The organism is Amycolatopsis sp. NPDC054798, assembly GCF_053611505.1.
The window spans coordinates 1-20,338 of the sequence record NZ_JBSHAM010000071.1 but is presented as its reverse complement, the minus strand read 5'-3'; the positions used below and the strand labels follow the sequence as shown (position 1 = coordinate 20,338).

Below are 20,338 nucleotides of genomic sequence, written 5' to 3'. Positions count from 1 at the left end.
ACGAACCGCGCATCCGGGCCGACCAGGTACAGCCCGCTCATGACGTCAGCCGCTGGCGAGCGACCAACTCGCCAACGATGACCGGGTTGAGCTGCACCGGCATCTGGTCGGCGGCTGCCCACCGCTCGCCCGCCACGGCCAGCTCGCCCTGTTCCGCCGCGACGTTGCCCAAGCCCACAAGCGCCCTCGCAAGCTCGGCAAGTTCATTCTCGTGCCGCGCAAGATCCACCGCCTTGTCATACCAGGTCCGGGCTTCGCCGTGGATGGCAGCGCGGTAGCAAACCCAGCCTAAGCAATTCACCGCCAACAACACCTCGCGCGGCGAACCCGCCAGTTCGTACGCCTGCCGCGCGTATTCCAAGGCTTCGAAGTCCCTGTTCAACGCAGTCGCCGCCATCGCCATTCCGCGCAGCGTAATGACCTCGTTGCGTGATCGACCGGCCCTGCGGTAGACCTCTGCCGCTTTGCCCAGCCCGGCCAGCGCCTCGGCCGGTTCTCCCCGGTACAACTGGACCCAGGCAAGACTCGCACGCGAGTCCGTCTCTCCGTATTCGTCACCGAGCGCAGCGAAGAGTTCCGCGGCGCGTCCGTGGCTCCGCTCCGCCTCCGGCAGTTCTCCACGTTCCTGATATGCCATTCCGAGGTTGTTCTCGATCATCGCCACGATACGAGTCTCGTCTTCCCGTTCCGCCGCGGCGAGCGCACGCTGATGATTCCGGATCCACGGCTCGAGCAGCTTCTCCCGGCTGAAGAAGGCCCGCAATAGATGAGCAAGACGCCAGCAATCGCGTGGGCGCCCTACCTCGTCGGCCAGTTCGCACAGCGACGCGAGAGCCGACCACCGCTTGCGGAACCACGCCAAGGCCTGCCCGCTGTCTGTGAACGCGGTTTCCTCGCACCTAGGCACGTCGATGTGAAATCGGCCAGGTTCGATGAGTGCGTCCGCCTCTGCGGTCACCGGCACGACGTAGTCCAGCAGCCGGCAAAGCGCGGCGCTGCGGCCCGCTTCGTCCAGTCTGAAAGCCTCGTTTCCGGAAACGAGCGCTCGCACCAGGTCGTGCAGTTCGACGTCGTCCGCTGACCGGCGTTCGACAAGGTAGGCGTGGTGGAGCCGATCCAGCAGGCACAGCGTTGTCAACCGGTCGAGGCCGGCCATGGCAGCGACGAACGCTACTTCAGCCCGCCCGCCGGGATGTACCGCCAACTGTGCGAGGAGGCGCTGTTCGTCGGGCCGCAGCCTCGAGCACGAGAGCGACAGGGCGCCGGCGACGCTCCGCTCCTCGTCTTCAAGAGTGGCAAAGCGACTCGTCTCCGAAGACAGTTGCGCTCGGAGTTCCGCCGAGGTGACTCCTCCGGCGCCATAGCGAGCGGCCACAATGCGAACAGCAAGAGGAAGGCACCCGCACGACGCCACGATGTCATGGACGTCTGGATCCGGCACCGCGGCGTCGCCCGAGACCAACCGGAACAAGTCCGCAGCCTCCGCTTTCTCCAGCACTCCGAGGTCGATGCGCAGCGCGTCGTCGAGCGCGTTCAACCGGGTTCGGCTGGTGATCACCACTCCGCACTTCGGTTCGGAGGGAAGCAGAGAACGGATTTGGCTCGCCGAGCGTACGTTGTCGAAGACGAACAGCATCCGGCGTCCAGCGAGAACGGTGCGCAGCAAGGTGATCCGGCTGTCCCGATCCGGAGGGATGTCCGTGTCCGGGGCGACTACGCGGATCAGGCGTTCAAGACCGTCCGCTTCGGTCAACCCCGGGCTGCCCACAGTGTAGCCCTGGAAATCGAACATTACGCAGCCGTCCGGATAGGTGTGCAGGGCAGCCATCGCCGACACGACAGCCAGCCCCGTCTTCCCCGCACCGGCGATCCCGCCCACGACCACCGTCGCCGGCCAGGGTTCGAGCAAGGCCGAGACCACGTCGGCGAGTTCGCGTTCCCGGCCGACGAAATGCCGCGGTTTGTCGGGAAGCCCCCAGGGAATCCCAGGGGACCGAGGGCATGCGGAATCCGCTTGCGCCAGTCCGACCAGCGCCCCGTTCGCTTGGAAATACTTGTCCGCTTCCAGCACAAGCTTGTGTTTGGGGCGGACCTTCCCCGTCTCGATGCGGCTCAGCTTCGGGACGCTGCAGCCCAGCGCCTTCGCTACTACTCGCAGCGGCAAGTCATTCTCGTCGCGGCGGCGCCTCAGCTCAGTGCCGAACGGGTGCATGTGCGCTCCTTGAATCATCGGTTTTTTTCCTGAATTGCTTTCAATCACAAGGTTCGTCGAGTTCCAGGCCCACGGTCGCCGTCTCGTCCTCGCCAGCAGCCGCGGCGATTCGGCGCAGCAATGCCATTCGCCCTCGATCCCCGGCCAGGCAACCGAGCAGCACATCGTCACCAGCAGCGAGAAGATCGTCGCCATTGGCGATGCCAGCGCGGATGAGCGAGCAGAAGGTCTCCCGGCCGAAAGTCCCCTTGGCCGCGATCGCGACCGGCACGAGACCGGTCCTCACGCCCAGGGCGAGTTGCTGAGGCAGCGACGCCGCCAGCGAGCCGAACTCGGCCGACGGGTGGACAAACCGCGCGATGTCGAAGATCGCGTCCACGACATCCGCAGTCCGGTTCACTGCTCTCCGGACCGGAATGATGGCCCTAGCCCGGTAATCACGGGGCAAATGCCGGGCGAGTTGTTCTTCGATATCCGCGAGCGGCATCCCGCGGCTCCAGGCCACGACTGCGAACGCCCGCTTGAGGCGAGCCGTCGCCTTGCCCTGGTTCGACCCCGACCGAAGCCTGCGAAAGACCGGGTCGGCAAGGCGCTGTGCCCGCATCACCTGCTCGAAATCCTCTTGCTCGGGCCGACGCTGGCGGAAGCTGACCGGAATGCCGATTTCTTCGAGTTCCGTAGTGAGCTGAGCTATCGCGATGATCGTCATACGGTTCAGTTGTCCCGGTGCGAGCTCCGCGAATGCCTCGGTGACCCGGAGCACCGAATCCATCGACAACGCGCCGCGTACAGCGATCTCGCCCAGCTGAGTCTGCGCGTAACCGGCGGCTTCCCGGCGAAGCAATCCGGACTGGACCAAGTCCGACAAGGTCGTCTCGATCTCTTCGGAAGGGTACGGATCCGGCCTGCCGTCCATCCGGCTCTGATGCGCCACGAAGGTCGAGGCCAGGAAAGAAACCACCTGCCCGGTGTGGACGCTTTTCGATCCGGCTCCCGCGATCGCGCACGCCATCAGCACCACGCTTCTGGGATCACTGCGTTCGCCGAGCAGGGAAGAACGGAGGACCTCCGGAACCGCGCGCACATAGCGATCCCATTTCGTTCGCGCGTCCAGCGCGCTATCGGCCAGAATGATCGAACGCCCCCGGTCAGCGAACCCGGTACGCCCGGCCCGGCCAGCCATGTTCTTGTAATCCGCCACGGAATACGGCTGCACTTCGCCACCGGGGCCTCGGTATTCGAGTTCGCTCAGAACAACAGTGTCGGCAGGAAGGTTCACCCCTTGGGCTAGCGTGCTCGTCGCGACGAGCACACGCACCTCAGTGCCAGCCAGGAAGTGTTCCGCGACCAGCGCGCGTTCGGCAGCAGTCATGTCTGCGGTGTGAAATGCCGTTCCTCCGGAAAGGCATTGTCGCAACCGAGCCACCGTGGCTCCGGCGTCGTCTGGTTCCAATCCGGCAAGCGCACGGGTCGCTTCCGGAAGGCCGAGTGTTTCCGCTAGCTCCAGCGCACCGCGTTCGGCCCTCGCGCGCGTGTTACAGAACACGAGCACTCGCTCACCTGACTCGACCAGTCTCCGCACTACGGCAACGAGCTGAGATTCTTCCGTCGCCGGGATGAACGGAACTGTCGTTTCCACCCCGCCCTCGCCAAGAGAACGCAACAACCCGCTTGGGTCCAGGACGCCTTCTTCAAGAGGAACCGGCCTCGCCGTGTCTGCCAAGGACTCCGCGCCAAGCCACGTGTCGACGTGGCCAAGCCCGCCCAAAACCGCGGAAAGGCCCACGATCTGGATGTCCCGGCGCGCCTTGCCGGTCAGGACCGCGGTCAAGATAAACTCCAGCACCCACCCCCTCCTGGGATCGGCGATCGCCTGGATCTCGTCCACTACGAGAACTCCGGCCTGTTCGACGACCGAAGGCTGCCGGAGCACGAGACCCAGGTACTTCTCGTAGGTGAGCACTGCCAGTCCGTAGTCGCCGCGGAGGAAAGCCGGCACGTGATCGTTCGTGTCGCCCGTCAGCCGGAGCGTCCGGATCCCGGCGGCTTCGTGTATCCGGGTCAACCGCGTGTAAAGCTCGTCGACCAACGCGCGGGTCGGCAACAGGAAGACAGCCCGGCGGCCGCGATGTACTGCGGCATCGGCGGCAAGAACGCCCAGCACGGTCTTCCCTGCCGCGGTCGGCGCGCAAACGACAACGTCCTCGCGGACCAGCAGCCCGTATTTGTTGACCACTGCTACTTGCAACTCATTGAGAGAACCGATCTCGCGGGCCAAACCGGCCAGCACAGCGTCGTCGTCGATGCCGTGCGCACGCAGGCTGGTCAGGTCCGCAGTGGCATCCGGCGGGCGATGCCGGCCGTCGAGTGCGCGGTAGTGCGCCCGCGGCCGCAAAACCGGCAGCGACGTTCTCCCGTCGATCTTCCCCCGCAATGTCGGCGTCTGCGGCGAGCGTCGCGACGAGGACGCCGCAGCAGCGACTCTGTCCTGTACAAACGAGAACATCCGCAGGAGCGAAACTCGGCCGTTCTCGACGACTTCCTCGGCACCCATCAGCGCCTGCAGCACGAAATGGGTGAGAACACCGTGGCCGTGCCGCGAATCTTCCCGAGCTTCCTGATCGGCTCCGGCAGCCGTGATGTACACCCTGCCCGCCCCGGATACCTCGGCGAGAACCGCCTCGACAGACCGGGGCATCCCCGGCCCGCCCCGGGGCATGTGTGGCGTAGGGATCACCTTCGCCGCCGCCGCACCGGAGAAGCAGCAGTCGAGCACGACCAGCATGACCCGAGCCGGGATCTGCTCCGTCAGCTTCACCAGCTCGTCGAGCGACAGCCCAGTGCCGGCCAGATCAGCCGGATCCGTGTCGTAAGTGGCCAGCTCGTGCGTCTGGCTGCCGTGGCCGGAGTAGCTGATCACGACGACATCGCTGGGGCGGCTGCGGCGGGCCAGCTGTTCCAGCTCCGACACGAACGCTGCCCGGGTCGCCGCCGCGTCGCAAAGCTCACGAGTATCAGAACCGAGGTTGTCCCTGAACAACGCCTCCAGCTTCCGCGCGTCGGCTTTAGCGAAACGCAGGGGTCGGATCGCCGACGTGGCGAAGCCGTCGACCCCGACGAAAAGACCATGGAAATCGCTCCGTACGCTCACAAGCCTGCTCCGAGGCGGGCTGGCCGGTAGCCCATCGCTCCCAGGAGTTCGCGGACCGCGTAGAGCGTGAACGCTGGCAGGACATAGTGATCAGCGGTGCTTGGCTGTAGGAAGGCAGGAATGTTCTCGGCTGAGCCTCCGGGCAGGACGACCGGCAGCACTTTCGGCGTCCACGTCAGCCGGTCACTGTGCACCAGCTCCCGCAATAAGGCGAGTTCGGACTGCATGCCGCGATGATGGGGCCCGTCAACGGTTCCGTCCCCGACGGCCTTGCACATCGGCGAGGCCACCACGAGAACGAAATCCGCCGCCGTGATCTCGCGCAGGGCCCACAGCGACCAGTCTTTGCGTTCGCCGAGATCCCAGAAGTCCATGTGCACGTCAAGGCTCAAGTCGACCAGGAATCGCGCGAAATCACGGGTGCACTCGACATGTTCGTGGTCGTCGTGGGCGTAGCAGACGAAGACGCGGGGAATCCCGGACGTCCCTTCCGGCCTCCGACCAGCGCCCGGAGGCGAGGGAGGCAACAGACCTGCCTCCCTCGCCTCGAATTCCGCCTGCGCGGAACCGAGCGCGAGGTTGAACCGCACAGCGCGAGCAGCCGGACGGTAGTCTTCGCCGTCCACGGGCAGAGTATCGAATCGCGAGCCGGCCTCCACGTGCAGCGTCCGGCTGCCTCGGGGTACGGCCAGGACCACGAAAGCGACATGAGAACCCGGGCGCATACCTCCTGCCGGGACATGCCGCCAGCGCACCGTCGGCCCGCCGATCCCGAACACGTCCACCTTCGGCGCCATCGGGGGCAGGTGCACGTCGCCGACGTTCCCTGACGCAGGCGCGAGATTGAGATAGCGATTGACCACGTACGAGGCAGCGTCCTGCTGTGCCTCGACCGCGTGCGGCACCGCATCGAGCACTGTCGCGCCGCCCGCGTCTTCCCCAGCGGCAAAGGCGAATGCCACTTCCAGCCACGGAATCGGGGCGAGGTTGCGGTCGACCGCGACCTCGTAGTTCATTCGGATCAGGTAGCAGTCGCGACCGACCGTAGGTTCCGGACCGGCAGCGACCGGATACACCTGCCATCCACCGAGCCGCACGGCTCCTACCACGAGCCCCCGCGGTTCCGCTTCAAGCCATCGAGCACCGTCGTCGACCTGCAAAAGCTCGATCTCAGAACATTCGGACATCGACCACGATTCCGCGTGAGACGACACGCAGTACCTCCTCGACGAAATTGATAGAGCATTCACCCCTGAGCCGTCAACGTCGCGGCATCAGCAGGGAAGCGAACCCCTCAGGACGGGGAAACACCTTTTCGTTCCTGGACGAAAAATTACACAGAAAGTTCCGGCTACTCACCTGAACGGATGAATGACAATAATTCCCTCTCCGCACTCTGAAGGCGGAAGGCGCATTCGGGGTAGGGAAGCCGCAGCCGCTCGGCCACCGCCTCCAAGGTCACGTCCTCGAACCGGGTCGCGACGAAGATGTCCGCCTCGACGTCGGTTACCGCACCCGCTCGGACGGCCCGCGCCAGGACAAGATCCACATGTCCTGCCGGCGCCACCACTGGCACTTGGCGCAGCAGGTCGGCGCCCGAGAACTCAGGTCGTGACACAGAAGCCCGATCGCCGTCCACTCCGGACGCACGTTGATACGCCGCCTCCTGCAGGCTCCACGCCAGCCTTCTGCGGGTCGGGTCAGCCGCACCGAGCGCCTCGACGAGCCCGACAACCGCGGCCGACTCCACTTCCGACCGGTCACCGCTTCGCTTGTTCAAGATTCGCCACGTCACCCGGCGCAAGGCCGGCACCATCAGTCCGATCGCATAGGTCTGCCACGGCTCCTTCTCCCGCTGGACGCGCCGGACAAGCTCGCCCCAGACAGCGTCCCGGGCCGACTGCTCGGTCGACCGGTCGGCAAGGAGGTCCCTCACTTCGCCGCCGCGCAGCCACTGTTGCTCGCTTTCGACGCCGAGCGCCCAGGCATCCAGCGCGGGCAACGTATCAGCATCGACGAATTCCTCGAAACGCCGATTCAGAACCTCTAATTGACTAAGCGACATCAGGCATCACGCTCCCCGTTACGGGCGATCCACGATCGACACGGCAAGACAATGCCGGGCTGGTTTCCGGCCGTCAATACCCTCAGGCGTTTTGCATTCTCAGCGAAAAAACGTGCAAACTCCGAACTCGGGAAGCCGCATGTCAGAGACTTTCCTCGCATGATCGTTTTCGCGCTTCCGCCCCTAAATTCATCCATTCGAGGCGGTGTTGACCGTGTCGTTGGGCTCCGAGACCTGAACCGGTGACGACCTCGCGACAATCGGAACCTCGCTCGCAGCCTGCGTTGGTCCGCATGAACTCGCGCACTCCACGCAGGACAGAACTGCCGGACAGGCCGCCCCAGCAGGTCGCGGCGACCGTGAAAACCGCGCGGTCGTTCACGCCCAACCCGTCATCAACGCCGACAAGGCAGACAACCGCATCGCGTCAATCCGCGAGTACGCCTTCCACAACCTGATGCGTTGCCGCCATGCGCTCACTCAATAATCCAAAGTGGACAGAAAGCGGGCCCGGCACCGTGGAAGTGGCCAAATCCCGTCTCTCCGACACATCAGCCTCGACGTCAGACCGCCTCCGGATCGAGCGCAGCATGCGGTCCAATGAGCGGCACCCGAACAGATCCGTCCACAACAGGCCTCAAGGCCGCCGAGCCGCCCGGGCGATCATCCGGGCCAGGTCCGCCACCAACGCCGGATCGTCCGGCAACTGCCCGGTAGCCACCCGGATATGCGGCGTCCCCGGATTCCCCGCGCGGGTCCCCGACCCGGCGGAAACCCCGTTGGCCGCCAACGTCATCAACGTCCGCGATTCCTCCGGAACCGGCACCCATAACGTCAGCCCGTCCCGCGCCCGCACCGAAATCCCGTGTTCCCGCAACGCTTCCGTCAGCGCCGCCCGCCGGTGCGCGTACCGATTCCGGGCCCGGTTCAGCAGTTCCGCGCTGCCGGGGTCGGTCAGCAGAAACGCCTGCGCGTCCTGGAGAATCCGGCTCGACCACACCGTTCCCGGCCCGCGTTGCTGCCGCACCCGTTCCACCAGCGCCTGCGAACCGCCGATCACGCAGCTCCGCAGTTCAAGCCCGAACGCCGTGCAGTACGACCGCACCAGCAGCACCCGGCCGGGCAGCTGCGCACCGAGACTCAACGACGGAGCCGAAGCCAACGGCCCGAAGTCGTCGTCCTCGATCACCGCGATGTCCTCTTCGGACAGTACGGCGGCGAGTTCCGCTAGCCGGTCCGCCGGAACCGAATGGCCGAGCGGCGACTGCGCGCGCGGCTGGTAGACGAACGCGACCGGACGGTGTTCCAGCGCAGCGGCCAAAGAGGACGGCACCGGCCCGTTCTCGTCGCAACGCACCGGGACCACGTGGATCCGCGACCGGCGCAGCAGCTCGCGCAACCAGGGCGTGGTCGGCGCTTCCAGCGCGATCACGTCGCCCGGCCGCGCGACCGCCTGGCAGGCCAGCATCATCCCGTCCTGACCGCCGGCCGCGACAGTCCACGATTCGGCGGCGAACGGCCACGTCGGCTTCACCGCGGCGCGCAGCTGCGGCGTGATCGAGTTCTTGACCGGCCCGCCGAACCGTTCCGTGTGGACACCGGCCGCGACGGCGTCCTCCAGCGGCGGCAGCAGTCCCGGGTCCGGCAGGCCGTGTTCCAGATCGACCGCCTGCCAGCCGGAAAACGCCCGCTCCGGCGGCGGGCTCGAGGGCGGTTCCAGCACTATCGTGCCGCGCCGCCGTCCGGTGCCGATCAACCCGGCCGCGCGCAGTTGCGACCAGGCTTCGGCGATCGTCGTGGGGCTGACCGAAAGCTCCGCGGCCAGCGCCCGCACGGTGGGCAGCCGCGTGCCGGGCGGCACTTCCCCCTCGCGGATCAGGCCGGACACCGTCCCGGCCACGCCCCGCGCGGTGCGCTCGCCGATGCGGGACCCGAGCCAGCTTGCCCCGACTGGCAGCGTCGTCGTCGCGAGTTCGCCCGTGGCCACGCACCGGCTCCCCTCGTCACCCGGAAATCCGAAAACCTCTGACCCGATCAGAAGCTAGAGCGGCGACGAGTCGCGGCAAAGGCGTTTCACATCCTGGCGGGCGGGGCCGGTACAAAACGCCCGTGACGTCCGACACCGCCGGTGCGGGCGCTTTCAGAATTTCACTCGATCAGGTTAGGCTAACCTTCATGAGTCACTCCTGGCCGGAAGCACCGGCGCTCGCCGGCACCGGGCTCGCGCTCGGCTACGGCGGAAAGCCGGTGGTCCAGGACGCCGAGATCGTCCTGCGCGCGGGCGCGGTCACCGTCCTGGTGGGCCCGAACGGCTCCGGAAAATCGACGCTCCTGCGCTCGCTCGCCCGGCTGCACCCGCTGACCGCCGGCGACGTCGCCCTGGCCGGGCAAGACGCGCTCGCCTTGTCCCCCAAGGAGTTCGCCCGCCACGTCACGCTGCTGACCCAGTCGCGCCCCACGCCCGGCGGCGTGCGCGTGCGCGACGTCGTCTCCTACGGCCGCCATCCCTACCGCGGCCGTTTCGGCTCCGGCGACCCCGAGGGCCCGGAGCTGGTCGAGCGGGCCATGCGGCACACCGGCGTCGACGCGATGGCCGAGCGCCCGGTCGACGAGCTGTCCGGCGGCGAACTCCAGCGCGTCTGGCTGGCCACCTGCTTCGCCCAGGACACCGGCGTCGTCCTGCTCGACGAGCCGACCACCTTCCTGGACCTGCGCTACCAGATCGAAACGCTCGATCTGGTCCGCGACCTCGCCGACGTGCACGGCGTCGCGGTCGGCGTCGTGCTGCACGACCTCGACCAGGCCGCCGCCGTCGCCGACGAGGTGGTGCTGCTGTGCCGCGGCGCCGTGCGCGCCACCGGCCGCCCGGCCGACGTGCTGACCGCCGATCTGCTCAGCGACGTCTACGGCCTGCGCATCGACGTCCACGTCGACGACGAGGGGCGCGTCCGCACGCGCCCGGTCGGACGGCACACCGCCCGGCCGCGGCCGGTCCGCTCAGCTTGACCCATCCCCTAGTTCGAAGGAAAACCCCGTGTCCAGTGTGTTCTCTCGTCCTGCCCGCAGAACGGTCCTGACGGCCGCGGCAGCCGTGCTCGCCACGGTCGCGCTCGCCGCCTGCGGCACCACCGAAGCCCCCGCGGACCAAGGCCAGGCCGCCACCGCGAAGCCCTCCGGCCCGGTCCACCTGACCGACGAGCGCGGCAAGGTCGACCTGCCCGCGCCCGCCGCCAAGATCGTGTCGCTGGAATGGGGCCTCACCGAGAACCTGCTGGCGCTGGGCGTGAAGCCGATCGGCGCGGCGGACGTCAAGGGCTACAACACTTACGACAAGGTCATGCCGCTCGCCGCGTCCACTCCGGACGTCGGCACCCGCGGCGAGCCGAGCCTCGACGCGATCGCCGCGCTGCACCCGGATCTCGTGGTCACCACCACGGACCTGCCGGAGAACGTCATCGCGCAGCTGTCGAAGCAGACGAAGGTGCTCACGCTGCGCGGCTCCGATTCCGCCGACCCGATCGGCTACCTGCGCAAGACCGTGACCACGCTGTCCGAGGCCACCGGAACGCAGGAGCAGGGCCGCAAGCTGCTCGCCGATTTCGACGCCAAGGTCTCCGAGGGCAAGAAGAAGCTGGCCGACGCGGGCAAGTCCGGGGCCAAGTTCGTCATGGCCGACGGCTACTCGACGTCCGGCACGGTCACCGTCCGGATGTACACGAAGGGCTCGTTCCTCGGCAGCGTCGCCAGCGAGCTCGGCGCCGCCAACCAGTGGACCGGCGAGGGCGACAAGGTGTACGGCCTCGCTTCCACCGACGTCGAAGGCCTGACCAAGATCACCGATCCGGCCACGTCCTTCGTCTACGCCGCCAACGCCTCCGAAGCCGACGTCTTCGCCCAGGACCTCGCGGGCAACGCGGTGTGGAAGCAGCTGCCGTTCGTCAAGGCCGGGAAGCTGCACCGGATCCCGGACGGCATCTGGATGTTCGGCGGCCCGAAGTCGGCGATCGCCTACGTGGACGCGCTCACCGGCGCGTTGACGCGCTGATCAGATGACCGCACCAGCCCCCGCACCCGCCCGGCCGCTCGCCTCGCGCAAGCCGCGGCTCACCGCGTCCGTCGTCTTCCTCAGCGGGATCGTCGCGCTGCTCGTCCTGTCCGCCGTGCACCTGCTCCAGGGCACGTCGCACGTCGGGCTCGGCGAACTCCTCCGCGCCGTTTTCCCCGGCACGGACGACGACGCGCGCAGCCAGGCGGTGGCGGTGCTCGTGGCCAGCCGGCTCCCCCGGCTGGCCGCGGCGCTGCTCGTGGGGCTGGCGCTCGGGTTCGCGGGGTGCGTGCTGCAATCGGTGGCGCGGAACCCGCTCACCTCGCCGGACACGCTCGCGGTCAACGCCGGCGCGTACGTCTCGGTCGTCGGCGTCGCGGCGTTCGGCATCTCGCTTCCCTTCTACGTCAACGGAATCGTCGCCTTCGTCGGCGGACTCGCGGCGGCCGGGCTGGTGTTGCTCGTCGCGCGCAGCAGCAGCGGCGGAGCGGCCCGGCTCGTGCTCGCCGGGTCCGCGATCGCGCTGGCGCTGACCGCGCTCACGTCCGTGCTGCTGATGTTGTTCCAGGAGCGGACAGCCGGGCTGTACGGCTGGGGCAGCGGCACGACTGTCCAATCCGGACTGCGGCAGGTTTCCCTTGCCGCACCGGTGATCGCGATCGGCGTCCTGGCCACTCTCCTGCTCGCGCACCGGCTCGACGTCCTCGGCTTGGGCGACGACCACGCGCGCGTGCTGGGCATCGACGTGCGCCGCACGCGCACCTTCGCAGTGGTCGTGGCGGTGCTGCTTTCGGCGGTCGCGGTGACCGTCGCCGGGCCGATCGGGTTCGTCGGCCTGTGCGCGCCGGTGATCGCGCGGCTGCTGGCCGCGCGGGTTCCTGGGCTAGGCAAGCATCCGCTGTTGCTGCCGCTCGCCGGGCTGACCGGGGCGCTGGTCGTCGTGGCCGCGGACGTCCTGCTGCGCGCTCTCGTTCCCGCCGACAAAGCGGTCGCGGTGCCGACCGGCGTCGTGACGACCCTCGCCGGCGCGACCGTGCTGGTCTGGCTGGCGCGGCGGCAGCCGTCCGGAACCCCGTCCGCACGCGGCACGCACGGCACCGTCCGGTCGCGCCGCTGGGTCGCCGGGACTGGCGTCGTGCTGGCGGTCGCGCTCGTCGGCGCGGTAATCGCCGCGCTTCTGCTCGGCGACCGGATCGTGCTGCTCGGCGACGTCCTGAACTGGCTGCGCGGGGTGTCCGGCACCGAAGTGTCGTTCGCGCTCGACCTGCGCTGGCCGCGGATGCTCGCCGCGCTGCTCGGCGGCGCGGCACTGGCCGTCGCGGGTTCGCTGGTGCAGGCGATCTGCCGCAATCCGCTGGCCGAACCGAGCCTGCTCGGCGTGACGCCGGGCGCGAGCGTCGGCGCGATCAGCGTCGTGCTTCTGGTACCCGGCATCGGGACCTGGCCGATGATGGGCGCGGCGACCGCCGCCGCTTTCGCGACGTTCGCCCTCGTGCACTGGCTCGCCACCGGCCGCGGTTCGGCCGGGCGCGGGTTGTCGTCGGACCGGCTCGTGCTGGTCGGCATCGGCGTCAGCGCAGGCGCTCAGGCGATCACGACGCTCGTCGTGGTGCTCACCTCGCCGTGGAACGCGCACCTCGCGCTCACCTGGCTCGCCGGATCGACCTACGGCCGGGAGTTCAGCCAGGTCCTGCCGGTGCTGTTGTGCCTGGTCATCGCGCTGCCGATCGCGTTGTCGAGCGCACGGACGCTCGACCTGGTCTCGCTCGACGAGGACGTGCCGCGAGTGCTCGGCGTCCCGCTGGACCGGTCCCGCCTCGCGTTCGCCGCACTCGCCGCGGTGCTCACCGCCGCCGCTGCGTGTGCGGTCGGTGCGCTGGGATTCGTCGGGCTCGTCGCCCCGCACGCCGCGCGGGCGTTGGTAGGCTCAAAGCACGCGCGCTCGCTGCCGGTGGCTGCCGCGCTGGGAGCGGTGCTGGTGTGCGTCGCGGACACGGTGGGCCGCACGGTTCTCGCACCGACCCAGATCGCAGCAGGCTTGGTGACCGCGCTGATCGGGGCACCGTACTTCGGCTGGCTGCTGTGGCGGAGCCGCGCCAACGCCTAGCCGAACCAGGTGTCCAGTGCGACCTTCAACTCGGCTTCTCCCCCAGCCCAGGCGATAACCCCGTCCGGACGCAGCAAAAACGACTCGGTATTCGTCACCGGCACCACCTCGACGCGCCCGGCCGCCAGCGCGGCGAGATCACGACTGTCCGGATCGAGCACCAGCACGCCCCGCCCCGTGCGGGTGTGGTCCGACAGCCGGGTGGCTCGGCCCTCATCGTCCACAAGAGACTGTTCCGGACTGTGCAGCCCGACTGGTTCCTCGGCGGGATAAGGGAATTCGTACCGCTGCGTCACTCCGGACAGCAGTTCCGAGAAGTACCGGTTCGCCTGCGGCAGCTCCATCAGCTCCGCGACAATCTCCCGCAGCGCGTCGACGTGCGGCCCCGGCGCGAGCAACGCCGATTGCGCCCGCGTATTGCGCAGCACCGCCGCGCCGGCCGGGCCGCGTTCGCGGAAGTAGCTGTCCAGCAACGTATCCGGCATTTCCCCGCGCACGACCGCGGCGAGCTTCCAGCCGAGGTTCGCCGCGTCCAGCAGGCCGAGGTTGAGTCCCTGTCCGCCGCTCGGCGAGTGCACGTGCGCGGCGTCGCCCGCGAGGAGAACCCGGCCGCGCCGGTAGTCGTCGGCCTGCCGCGCCTGGTCGGCGAACCGGCGGGAATCGCGCACCTCCGCCACGACGACGTCCTCGCCGGTCACCCGCCGGACCGCCGCCGCCAATTCCGCCGGGGTGACCGGACCGTCCGGCTCGCCGTCGCGGGCAGGCTCGGTGACTCCAGCCATGTCGCCGCCGTGCATGAACGTTCCGCCGGAATACCGCCCGGAGGGCGGCACCGGCCCCTCGAACCGGACTTGGCCCGCGATCGTCCGCAGCAGCGGCGGCGTGCCGGGGAAGCCGAACCCGGCGAAGCTCCGGACCTTCCCCCGGCCACCGTCGCAGCCGACCAGATAAGCCGCCGTGATCCGCTCTTCTCCTTGCGACGTCTCGACAACCGCCGTCAAACCGTCCACATCAGACTCAATCGCGGTCACCCGGTGCGCCCGCCGCACCGGGACGCCGAGCGCGTCCGCGTGTCCGGCGAGCAACTGTTCCAGTTCCGGCTGCCAAATGTGCGTGCGAGGGCGTTCGTCGTCCGGGAGGAGTTTGTGGATGTTCGCGAAGTGGCCAAGCGGACTGCCGTGGTCGCGCTCGAAATCCCGCATTCCCTCCTCGTGCGCTGCGGCCAGCTGCGGTCCGAGACCACGCCGGGTCAGCGCCTCCGTCGCGAGCACGCCGATACCGCGCGCCTTCCGTTCCGTCGCGGGCTGCGCGAGCCGCTCGACCACCACCGGCCGGATGCCGCCGAGCCGGAGTTCGGCGGCGAGGAACAGGCCGACCGGTCCGGCCCCGACGACCACCACGTCTGCGTCCATGACTCTCCTTAACTTGTTAAAGACTAGACTGCCCTGAACTAGTTAAGGAGGCAACCGCCTTGCCCATCGAGATCCCCGCCGCGGTCCGGACGGCGCTCGCCCTGGTCGACGCCGACGGCCTCGACAAGCTGACCGTGCGCCGCCTCGCCACCGGGCTCGGTGTCAAGGCACCCGCGTTGTACTGGCATTTCAGCAGCAAGCGGGCCCTGCTCGACCACCTCGCCGACGCCCTCGTCGCCCCGGTCCTGAACAATCTCCCGCCGCGGGACACCCCTTGGCTGTCCTGGCTGGAACAAGCGGGCACCGCCTTGCATGCCGCACTTCTGAGCCATCGAGACGGTGCCCGGATCGCCCTCGGCGCGGACCTCCGGATCGCCCGCTCGCTGGGCGAGTTCGCCGAGCGAGCGGTGGATGTGCTGCACCGGGCCGGGTTCCCGCTCGCCGACGCGACCCGGTGCGCCGGGGTGTACATCCACTTCATTCTCGGCCGCGCCGTCGAGGACCAGACCTGGCCGGACGATCTGGAGGCAACGATCGAGAGCATCCCGTTTCCGCTAATGGCACAGGGGATGCGAGAACGGCAAGCGGCCGGGAGCACGGTCGGCGACAGCTTTGGCTACGCGCTCGGGATCGTGCTCGCCGGACTGGAGGCGAAGCGGCCGTCCAACTAGAGTGCAATGACTCACTAAGTTGCACAGTTGCACTTTTTGCATGGTTCCACTTATGCTGGGTTCAGACCACCGGCACGAGAGGGGAAGACCATGAAAAAGTCACCGCGCATCGCGATCGTCGGCGGCGGCCCTGGCGGGCTGCTCGCCGCACACGTCCTGCACGGCCACGGCATCGCCGCGACCGTCTACGACGCCGACGCCGCCGTGGATGCACGCGATCCCGGCGGCACGCTCGACCTGCACGCCGACAGCGGGCAGATCGCGCTGGAAGACGCCGGGCTGCTGCCCGCCTTCCACGCCTTGGCCCGCACCGAAGGCCAAGCCATGACCAGACGCGACCACCACGGCACCCTGCTGAAGGTGTTCGCCCCCGCCGGCGACGACACCGCCGCGCCGGAAATCGACCGCGGCCAGCTGCGCACCATGCTGTACGAACAGCTCACGCCCGGCACCGTCCACTGGGGACACAAGCTCACCGGGCTGACGACCGAAAACGGCGTCCACCGCCTGAAGTTCGCCAATGGGTCCACAGTGGACACCGACGTCGTGATCGGCGCGGACGGCACCTGGTCGAAGGTGCGCCGCCGCCTCACCGACGCGATGCCGGAATACCTCGGAGTGTCCTTTTTGGATGTCCGGTTCGACGATGTCGAAACCCGGCATCCCGGCATCGCGGCCCTGGTCGGCGACGGCCAGTTGTTCACCAGCGACGGTGCCGGCCGGGCGGTGATCGTGCAGCGCAACAGCAACGGCGTGATCCGCGGTTACGTGGCCTTCCGCGCCGAAGAGGACTGGGCCACGCGGGAAGGCGTCGACCTGACTGACCGCGCTTCGGTGCGAGAGTTCCTGCTGCGCGAGTTCCGCGACTGGGGCTCAGCAGTGCGCCCGCTGTTGACCGACAACGACGGCGATTACGTGGCGCGCGCGTTCACCGCGCTGCCCGCTCCCCTGACCTGGGAACGGGTCCCGGGCATCACTGCGCTCGGCGACGCCGCGCACGCGATGGCCCCGTTCGGCGGGCACGGCGCGAACCTGGCGCTGCTCGACGGTGCGGAATTGGCGCACGCGCTGCACGAGGAGCCGACCGTCGAAGCCGCGTTGACCCGCTACGAAACGGCGATGTTCGCCCGCACCGGACAGCTCGCCGCCGACTCGAACGAGGCGTTGCGGGGCTTCTTCGCCGACCAACCGGACGGCGGCCAGCAGGACGTGCCGGACCGGGAAGAAGAACTCCGTGCCTACGAAGCCCGGGCCGCCGAGTACCGCGCCTCCCGCACCCCCGTCTGACTGTCCGTGAAGGACTCCTTGAGGGAATCAGATTCCCTCAAGGAGTCCTTCACTGCGTGGGTCAGGAGCGCTTGCGGCGAACCGCCACTGCCACCAGCGCGCCGCCGATGAGCAGCAGCGCACCGCCGCCGATCAGGTAGCCGCGGATGTCCGCGCCGGTCGAGGCGAGCGGGCCCTGACCGGACGGGCCGGTGCCCGGGGCGACGCCGCCGGAGTTGCCGCTCGTGGTGGTGATGGGGGCCGGTGCCTCCGACGACGAGCTGGACGTCGCCGGGCTCGTGCTGCTGGCCGAGGACGTGGGCCGCGAGCTGGAGGACGTCGCGCTGGAGGACGAACTCGTCGGCGCGGTCGAGGATTCCGTCGGGGTGGTGGATGTCGTGGAGCTGGTGGACGTCGTCGACGTGGCACTCGATGACGTGGCACTCGACGTGGTGCTGGACGACGTGGTGCTCGTCGGCTCAGTCGTCGTGGAGGAAGTCGACGTGGTGCTCGACGTGCTGGACGTCGGCTCCGTGCTCGACGTCGTGGTGCTGGTGGTGCTGGTCGAGCTGGTCGGCTCGGTCGACGTCGTGGTGCCGCTGGTCGACGTGGACGTCGTGCTGGTGGACGTCGTGGGCGTCGTCGTCGGGGTCGCGCAGTCCGGCAGGTCGCCGGTGAACGGGTAGGCGTGGAACTCCTGGCCGCCCGCCGCGCCGTCGGACGTGTGAAGCAGGTTGCCCGCGGTGAAGAACCGGCCGTTGGTGCCCGACGCGGTGACCGTCGTGTCGCTGGCCGGGTTGCCGACCAGAACGCTGCCCTGGAACTGCGCCTGCCCGGCGATCTTCACCTTCGACGCGTCCGGGAAGTTCCACAGCAGCTTCTCGCGCAGGCGGTTGATCGGGTCCTGGTCGGCGAGGTCGCCGCTGTAGGTGTTGATCACGCGGTTGCCGCCGACGAGGTTCACCAGGACGGTCGCACCCTCCGGGATCCCGGTGAATTCGAGGCCCTGCAGGCCGCCGCCGGGTCCGGTGAGGTCGAAATCGACGGTGAACACCTGCAGCGCGGACTTCCCGTCGCCGGTGAACAGCGTGCGGTAGCCCTCGTTCTTCGCCGTCCCGGTCGCCGCGGACTTGCTGTAGCAGGTGCTGGCTTCCTGCAGCTGCGGCCGGAGCTGCTGGTACGGGTCGGCCGCGTTCGGGTCCTGTTTCAGCGTGCCGACCACGGTTCCGGTGACGGCGCCGCCGTACCGCACGACGCCGTCCTCGGCGAGAAGCCGCTGGTTCGGCGCGACGGTGACGTCCTTGCCGGTGGTGAGGAAGTCGCTGCCGTCCGGCGGGGGCACCCGCGAGCCGACGCCCACGACGCCGACGTTGTAGATCGAGGAAACACCGGGCCGCTTCGCCATGTCGAAGCCGCCGAGCACGACGACCCGGCCTTCCGCCTCGGCCGCTGCTTCGCGCACCAGGAAATCGCCGCCGGCGAAGACGTTGATGCCGCTGTCCCGTCCCGCGAACGATCCGTTGTTGACCGGCGGGTACTTGCCGGGGCAGGCGTCGCCGACGCACGGGCCGAGACCGCCGGGCAACGGAGCGGCGCTCGCTCCCGGACCGGCGACGAACGCCACCGCGCACACCGCCGCGGCGATAGCTCCGCCCGGGAGGGCGATTTTCCTGGCACGCATGCGGCCGATCCTCACCCGGCGCGGCCCGGATCCGGCACTCGAAACACCGTAACCCACCCGAACGGGTCAGAAAATCTCGAGCTCCTCAGACAAGTAGACTAGTGACGCTCCACACTCGACAGCCGGTTCCGCGAATGTCCCGCAGTAGCATCGCTCCCGTCCGCCCGACCAGAAAGCCCCGGTGATGTCCCCTCTCGTGCAACGGCATCCGCTCGCCGCGCAGGCCGCCGAAGTCCTGCTGGGACGCATTCGCGCCGGCGAATGGCCGCTCGGCCGCAAATTGCCCGGGGAAACGACTTTGGCCGCGCAGCTCGGCGTCGGCCGTTCGACAGTGCGCGAAGCGATCCGCGAATTGGCGGGCAAAGGCGTGCTGGATTCCCGCCAGGGCGCCGGGGTTTTCGTGACCGCGCTGGACGTCGCCGAGGATTGGGACGCGGTGCTGCGCCGCGCCACCATCGGCGCGGTGATCGAGGCGCGCATCGCCATCGAAGCAGAAGCCGCCGCCCTCGCCGCGCACCGGCGGACGCCGACCGACCTGCGCGCGATCCGCCGCGCGCTCGCCGCTCGCGCGATCGGCGATCCGGACGTCGAAACCCTGGTGGACACCGACACCGCGTTTCACCGCACGGTGTTGGTCGCCGCGCACAACGACGTGCTGATCGAACTGTTCGACAGTTTCGTGCCGCGCGTCCACCGCGCGATGACGGACATGCTGCGCGCCCGGCCCATGACCGCGCCGGAGGAAGACCAAGCCGCGCACCTGGCGCTCGTCGACGCGATCGCGGGCAAAGACGCGTCCGCCGCCGCGGAGCTGAGCCGGGCGCACCTGACCGCCTTGAAGGAGGCCCTTTCGTGAGCGAGGTCGTGCTGCGGCTGACCGACGTCGTGTTCCGCAGGCAGGGCAAGGAAATCCTGCACGGCGTGAACCTGACCGTGCGGGCGGGCGAACACTGGACGCTGCTCGGCCCGAACGGAGCCGGGAAGAGCACGATCCTCGGTTTCTGCGGCGCGGTCACGCATCCGACCGCCGGCACCGTCGACGTGCTCGGCGGACGGCTCGGCCGGGTCGAACTGCAGGCGCTGCGCCGCAGCATCGGGCACGTCGACCCGCGGCATCCGCTGCGTTCGCCGCTCACCATCCGGGAAGTCGTGCTGACCGGGATCACCGGGAGCATCGACACCCCGCCGCGCTGGCAGCCCACCGTTTCCCAAACCGAGCAGGCCGACGAGCTCATCGGCTTGCTGGGCCTGGACGGCAAGGCCGGCGAACGCTGGCCGACGCTGTCCCAGGGCGAACGCGGCCGCGCCCTGATCGCCCGCGCGCTGATCAGCGACCCCCGGCTGCTGCTGCTCGACGAACCGTCCACCGGCCTGGACGTCGCGGCCCGCGAGCAGCTGCTCGAAACGATCGACCTGCTGACCCGGACCCATCCCCGGCTCGCCTCGATCGTGGTCACTCATCACCTGGAGGAACTGCCGGAGACGACGACGCACGCGCTGCTCATCGCAGACGGCGCGGTGGTCTCGTCCGGGCCGATCGAACAGGCCGTGACCACAGCCAGCATCAGCCGGGCGTTCGGCCACCCGATCCGGGTGGACCGGCACGACGGACGGTGGAGCGCCCGCGCCGCCCGCACCCGCTCCACCGAGGTCGCCTGACGCGGCCGCCCGCTGTCCGTGAAGGGCTCCTTGAGGGAATCTGATTCCCTCATGGTCCCCTTCACGGAC

14 protein-coding genes are annotated in these 20,338 nt (G+C 68.8%); 7 read left to right on the top strand and 7 right to left on the bottom strand.

The genetic code is table 11. The features are described from left to right. Positions 1-37: 37 nt before the first annotated feature. From ACWGIC_RS33090 to ACWGIC_RS33070, 5 genes are all read right to left on the bottom strand, one after another. Positions 38-2,212, bottom strand: a complete 2,175-nt coding sequence (locus tag ACWGIC_RS33090; RefSeq protein WP_452079838.1) for a tetratricopeptide repeat protein — start codon at positions 2,210-2,212, stop codon at positions 38-40. Positions 2,213-2,252: 40 nt separating this feature from the next. Further along, complete coding sequence (locus ACWGIC_RS33085; RefSeq protein WP_452079837.1) at positions 2,253-5,363, bottom strand: DEAD/DEAH box helicase; 3,111 nt, start codon at positions 5,361-5,363, stop codon at positions 2,253-2,255. Next, on the bottom strand, positions 5,360-6,379 hold the full coding sequence (locus ACWGIC_RS33080) for an SEFIR domain-containing protein (RefSeq protein ID WP_452079836.1): 1,020 nt from the start codon (positions 6,377-6,379) through the stop codon (positions 5,360-5,362). Before ACWGIC_RS33080 ends, ACWGIC_RS33085 begins: the two co-directional genes overlap by 4 nt. A gap of 335 nt (positions 6,380-6,714) precedes the next feature. Further along, positions 6,715-7,428, bottom strand: a complete 714-nt coding sequence (locus ACWGIC_RS33075) for a hypothetical protein (RefSeq protein WP_452079835.1) — start codon at positions 7,426-7,428, stop codon at positions 6,715-6,717. A gap of 637 nt (positions 7,429-8,065) precedes the next feature. Next, entirely contained in the window at positions 8,066-9,415 is a 1,350-nt protein-coding gene (locus ACWGIC_RS33070) for an aminotransferase class I/II-fold pyridoxal phosphate-dependent enzyme (RefSeq protein ID WP_452079834.1), read from the bottom strand. Between the two features lie 188 nt (positions 9,416-9,603). Between ACWGIC_RS33070 and ACWGIC_RS33065 the strand changes: the two genes are divergently transcribed. The 3 genes from ACWGIC_RS33065 to ACWGIC_RS33055 are packed head-to-tail and all read left to right on the top strand — an operon-like array spanning position 9,604 to position 13,580. After that, positions 9,604-10,434: an ABC transporter ATP-binding protein gene (locus ACWGIC_RS33065; protein WP_452079833.1), complete on the top strand. Its 831-nt coding sequence runs from the start codon at positions 9,604-9,606 to the stop codon at positions 10,432-10,434. 28 nt (positions 10,435-10,462) lie between these two features. After that, positions 10,463-11,473: an ABC transporter substrate-binding protein gene (locus ACWGIC_RS33060; protein ID WP_452079832.1), complete on the top strand. Its 1,011-nt coding sequence runs from the start codon at positions 10,463-10,465 to the stop codon at positions 11,471-11,473. A gap of 4 nt (positions 11,474-11,477) precedes the next feature. Continuing rightward, positions 11,478-13,580, top strand: a complete 2,103-nt coding sequence (locus ACWGIC_RS33055) for an iron ABC transporter permease (RefSeq protein WP_452079831.1) — start codon at positions 11,478-11,480, stop codon at positions 13,578-13,580. On the opposite strand, the gene ACWGIC_RS33050 is transcribed toward ACWGIC_RS33055, so the two are convergent. Next, positions 13,577-14,992: an FAD-dependent monooxygenase gene (locus ACWGIC_RS33050; RefSeq protein WP_452079830.1), complete on the bottom strand. Its 1,416-nt coding sequence runs from the start codon at positions 14,990-14,992 to the stop codon at positions 13,577-13,579. The two genes, ACWGIC_RS33055 and ACWGIC_RS33050, sit on opposite strands and share 4 nt — an antisense overlap. A 59-nt stretch (positions 14,993-15,051) precedes the next feature. On the opposite strand from ACWGIC_RS33050, the gene ACWGIC_RS33045 reads away from it, so the two are divergent. Beyond that, positions 15,052-15,663 carry a TetR/AcrR family transcriptional regulator C-terminal domain-containing protein gene (locus tag ACWGIC_RS33045; RefSeq protein ID WP_452079829.1) on the top strand — a complete coding sequence of 204 codons (612 nt, stop codon included), beginning with the start codon at positions 15,052-15,054 and terminating at the stop codon, positions 15,661-15,663. A 90-nt stretch (positions 15,664-15,753) separates the two neighbouring features. Beyond that, positions 15,754-16,950 (top strand): FAD-dependent oxidoreductase, encoded by a 1,197-nt coding sequence (locus tag ACWGIC_RS33040; protein WP_452079828.1) that lies wholly within the window; start codon positions 15,754-15,756, stop codon positions 16,948-16,950. 61 nt (positions 16,951-17,011) lie between these two features. On the opposite strand, the gene ACWGIC_RS33035 is transcribed toward ACWGIC_RS33040, so the two are convergent. Continuing rightward, positions 17,012-18,610, bottom strand: a complete 1,599-nt coding sequence (locus ACWGIC_RS33035; RefSeq protein ID WP_452079827.1) for a choice-of-anchor A family protein — start codon at positions 18,608-18,610, stop codon at positions 17,012-17,014. Between the two features lie 184 nt (positions 18,611-18,794). Between ACWGIC_RS33035 and ACWGIC_RS33030 the strand changes: the two genes are divergently transcribed. Both ACWGIC_RS33030 and ACWGIC_RS33025 read left to right on the top strand, forming a co-directional pair. Then, entirely contained in the window at positions 18,795-19,466 is a 672-nt protein-coding gene (locus tag ACWGIC_RS33030; protein WP_452079826.1) for a FadR/GntR family transcriptional regulator, read from the top strand. After that, on the top strand, positions 19,463-20,269 hold the full coding sequence (locus ACWGIC_RS33025) for an ABC transporter ATP-binding protein (protein ID WP_452079825.1): 807 nt from the start codon (positions 19,463-19,465) through the stop codon (positions 20,267-20,269). The genes ACWGIC_RS33030 and ACWGIC_RS33025 overlap by 4 nt, the downstream gene beginning before the upstream one ends. The last annotated feature ends 69 nt before the right edge of the window (positions 20,270-20,338 follow it).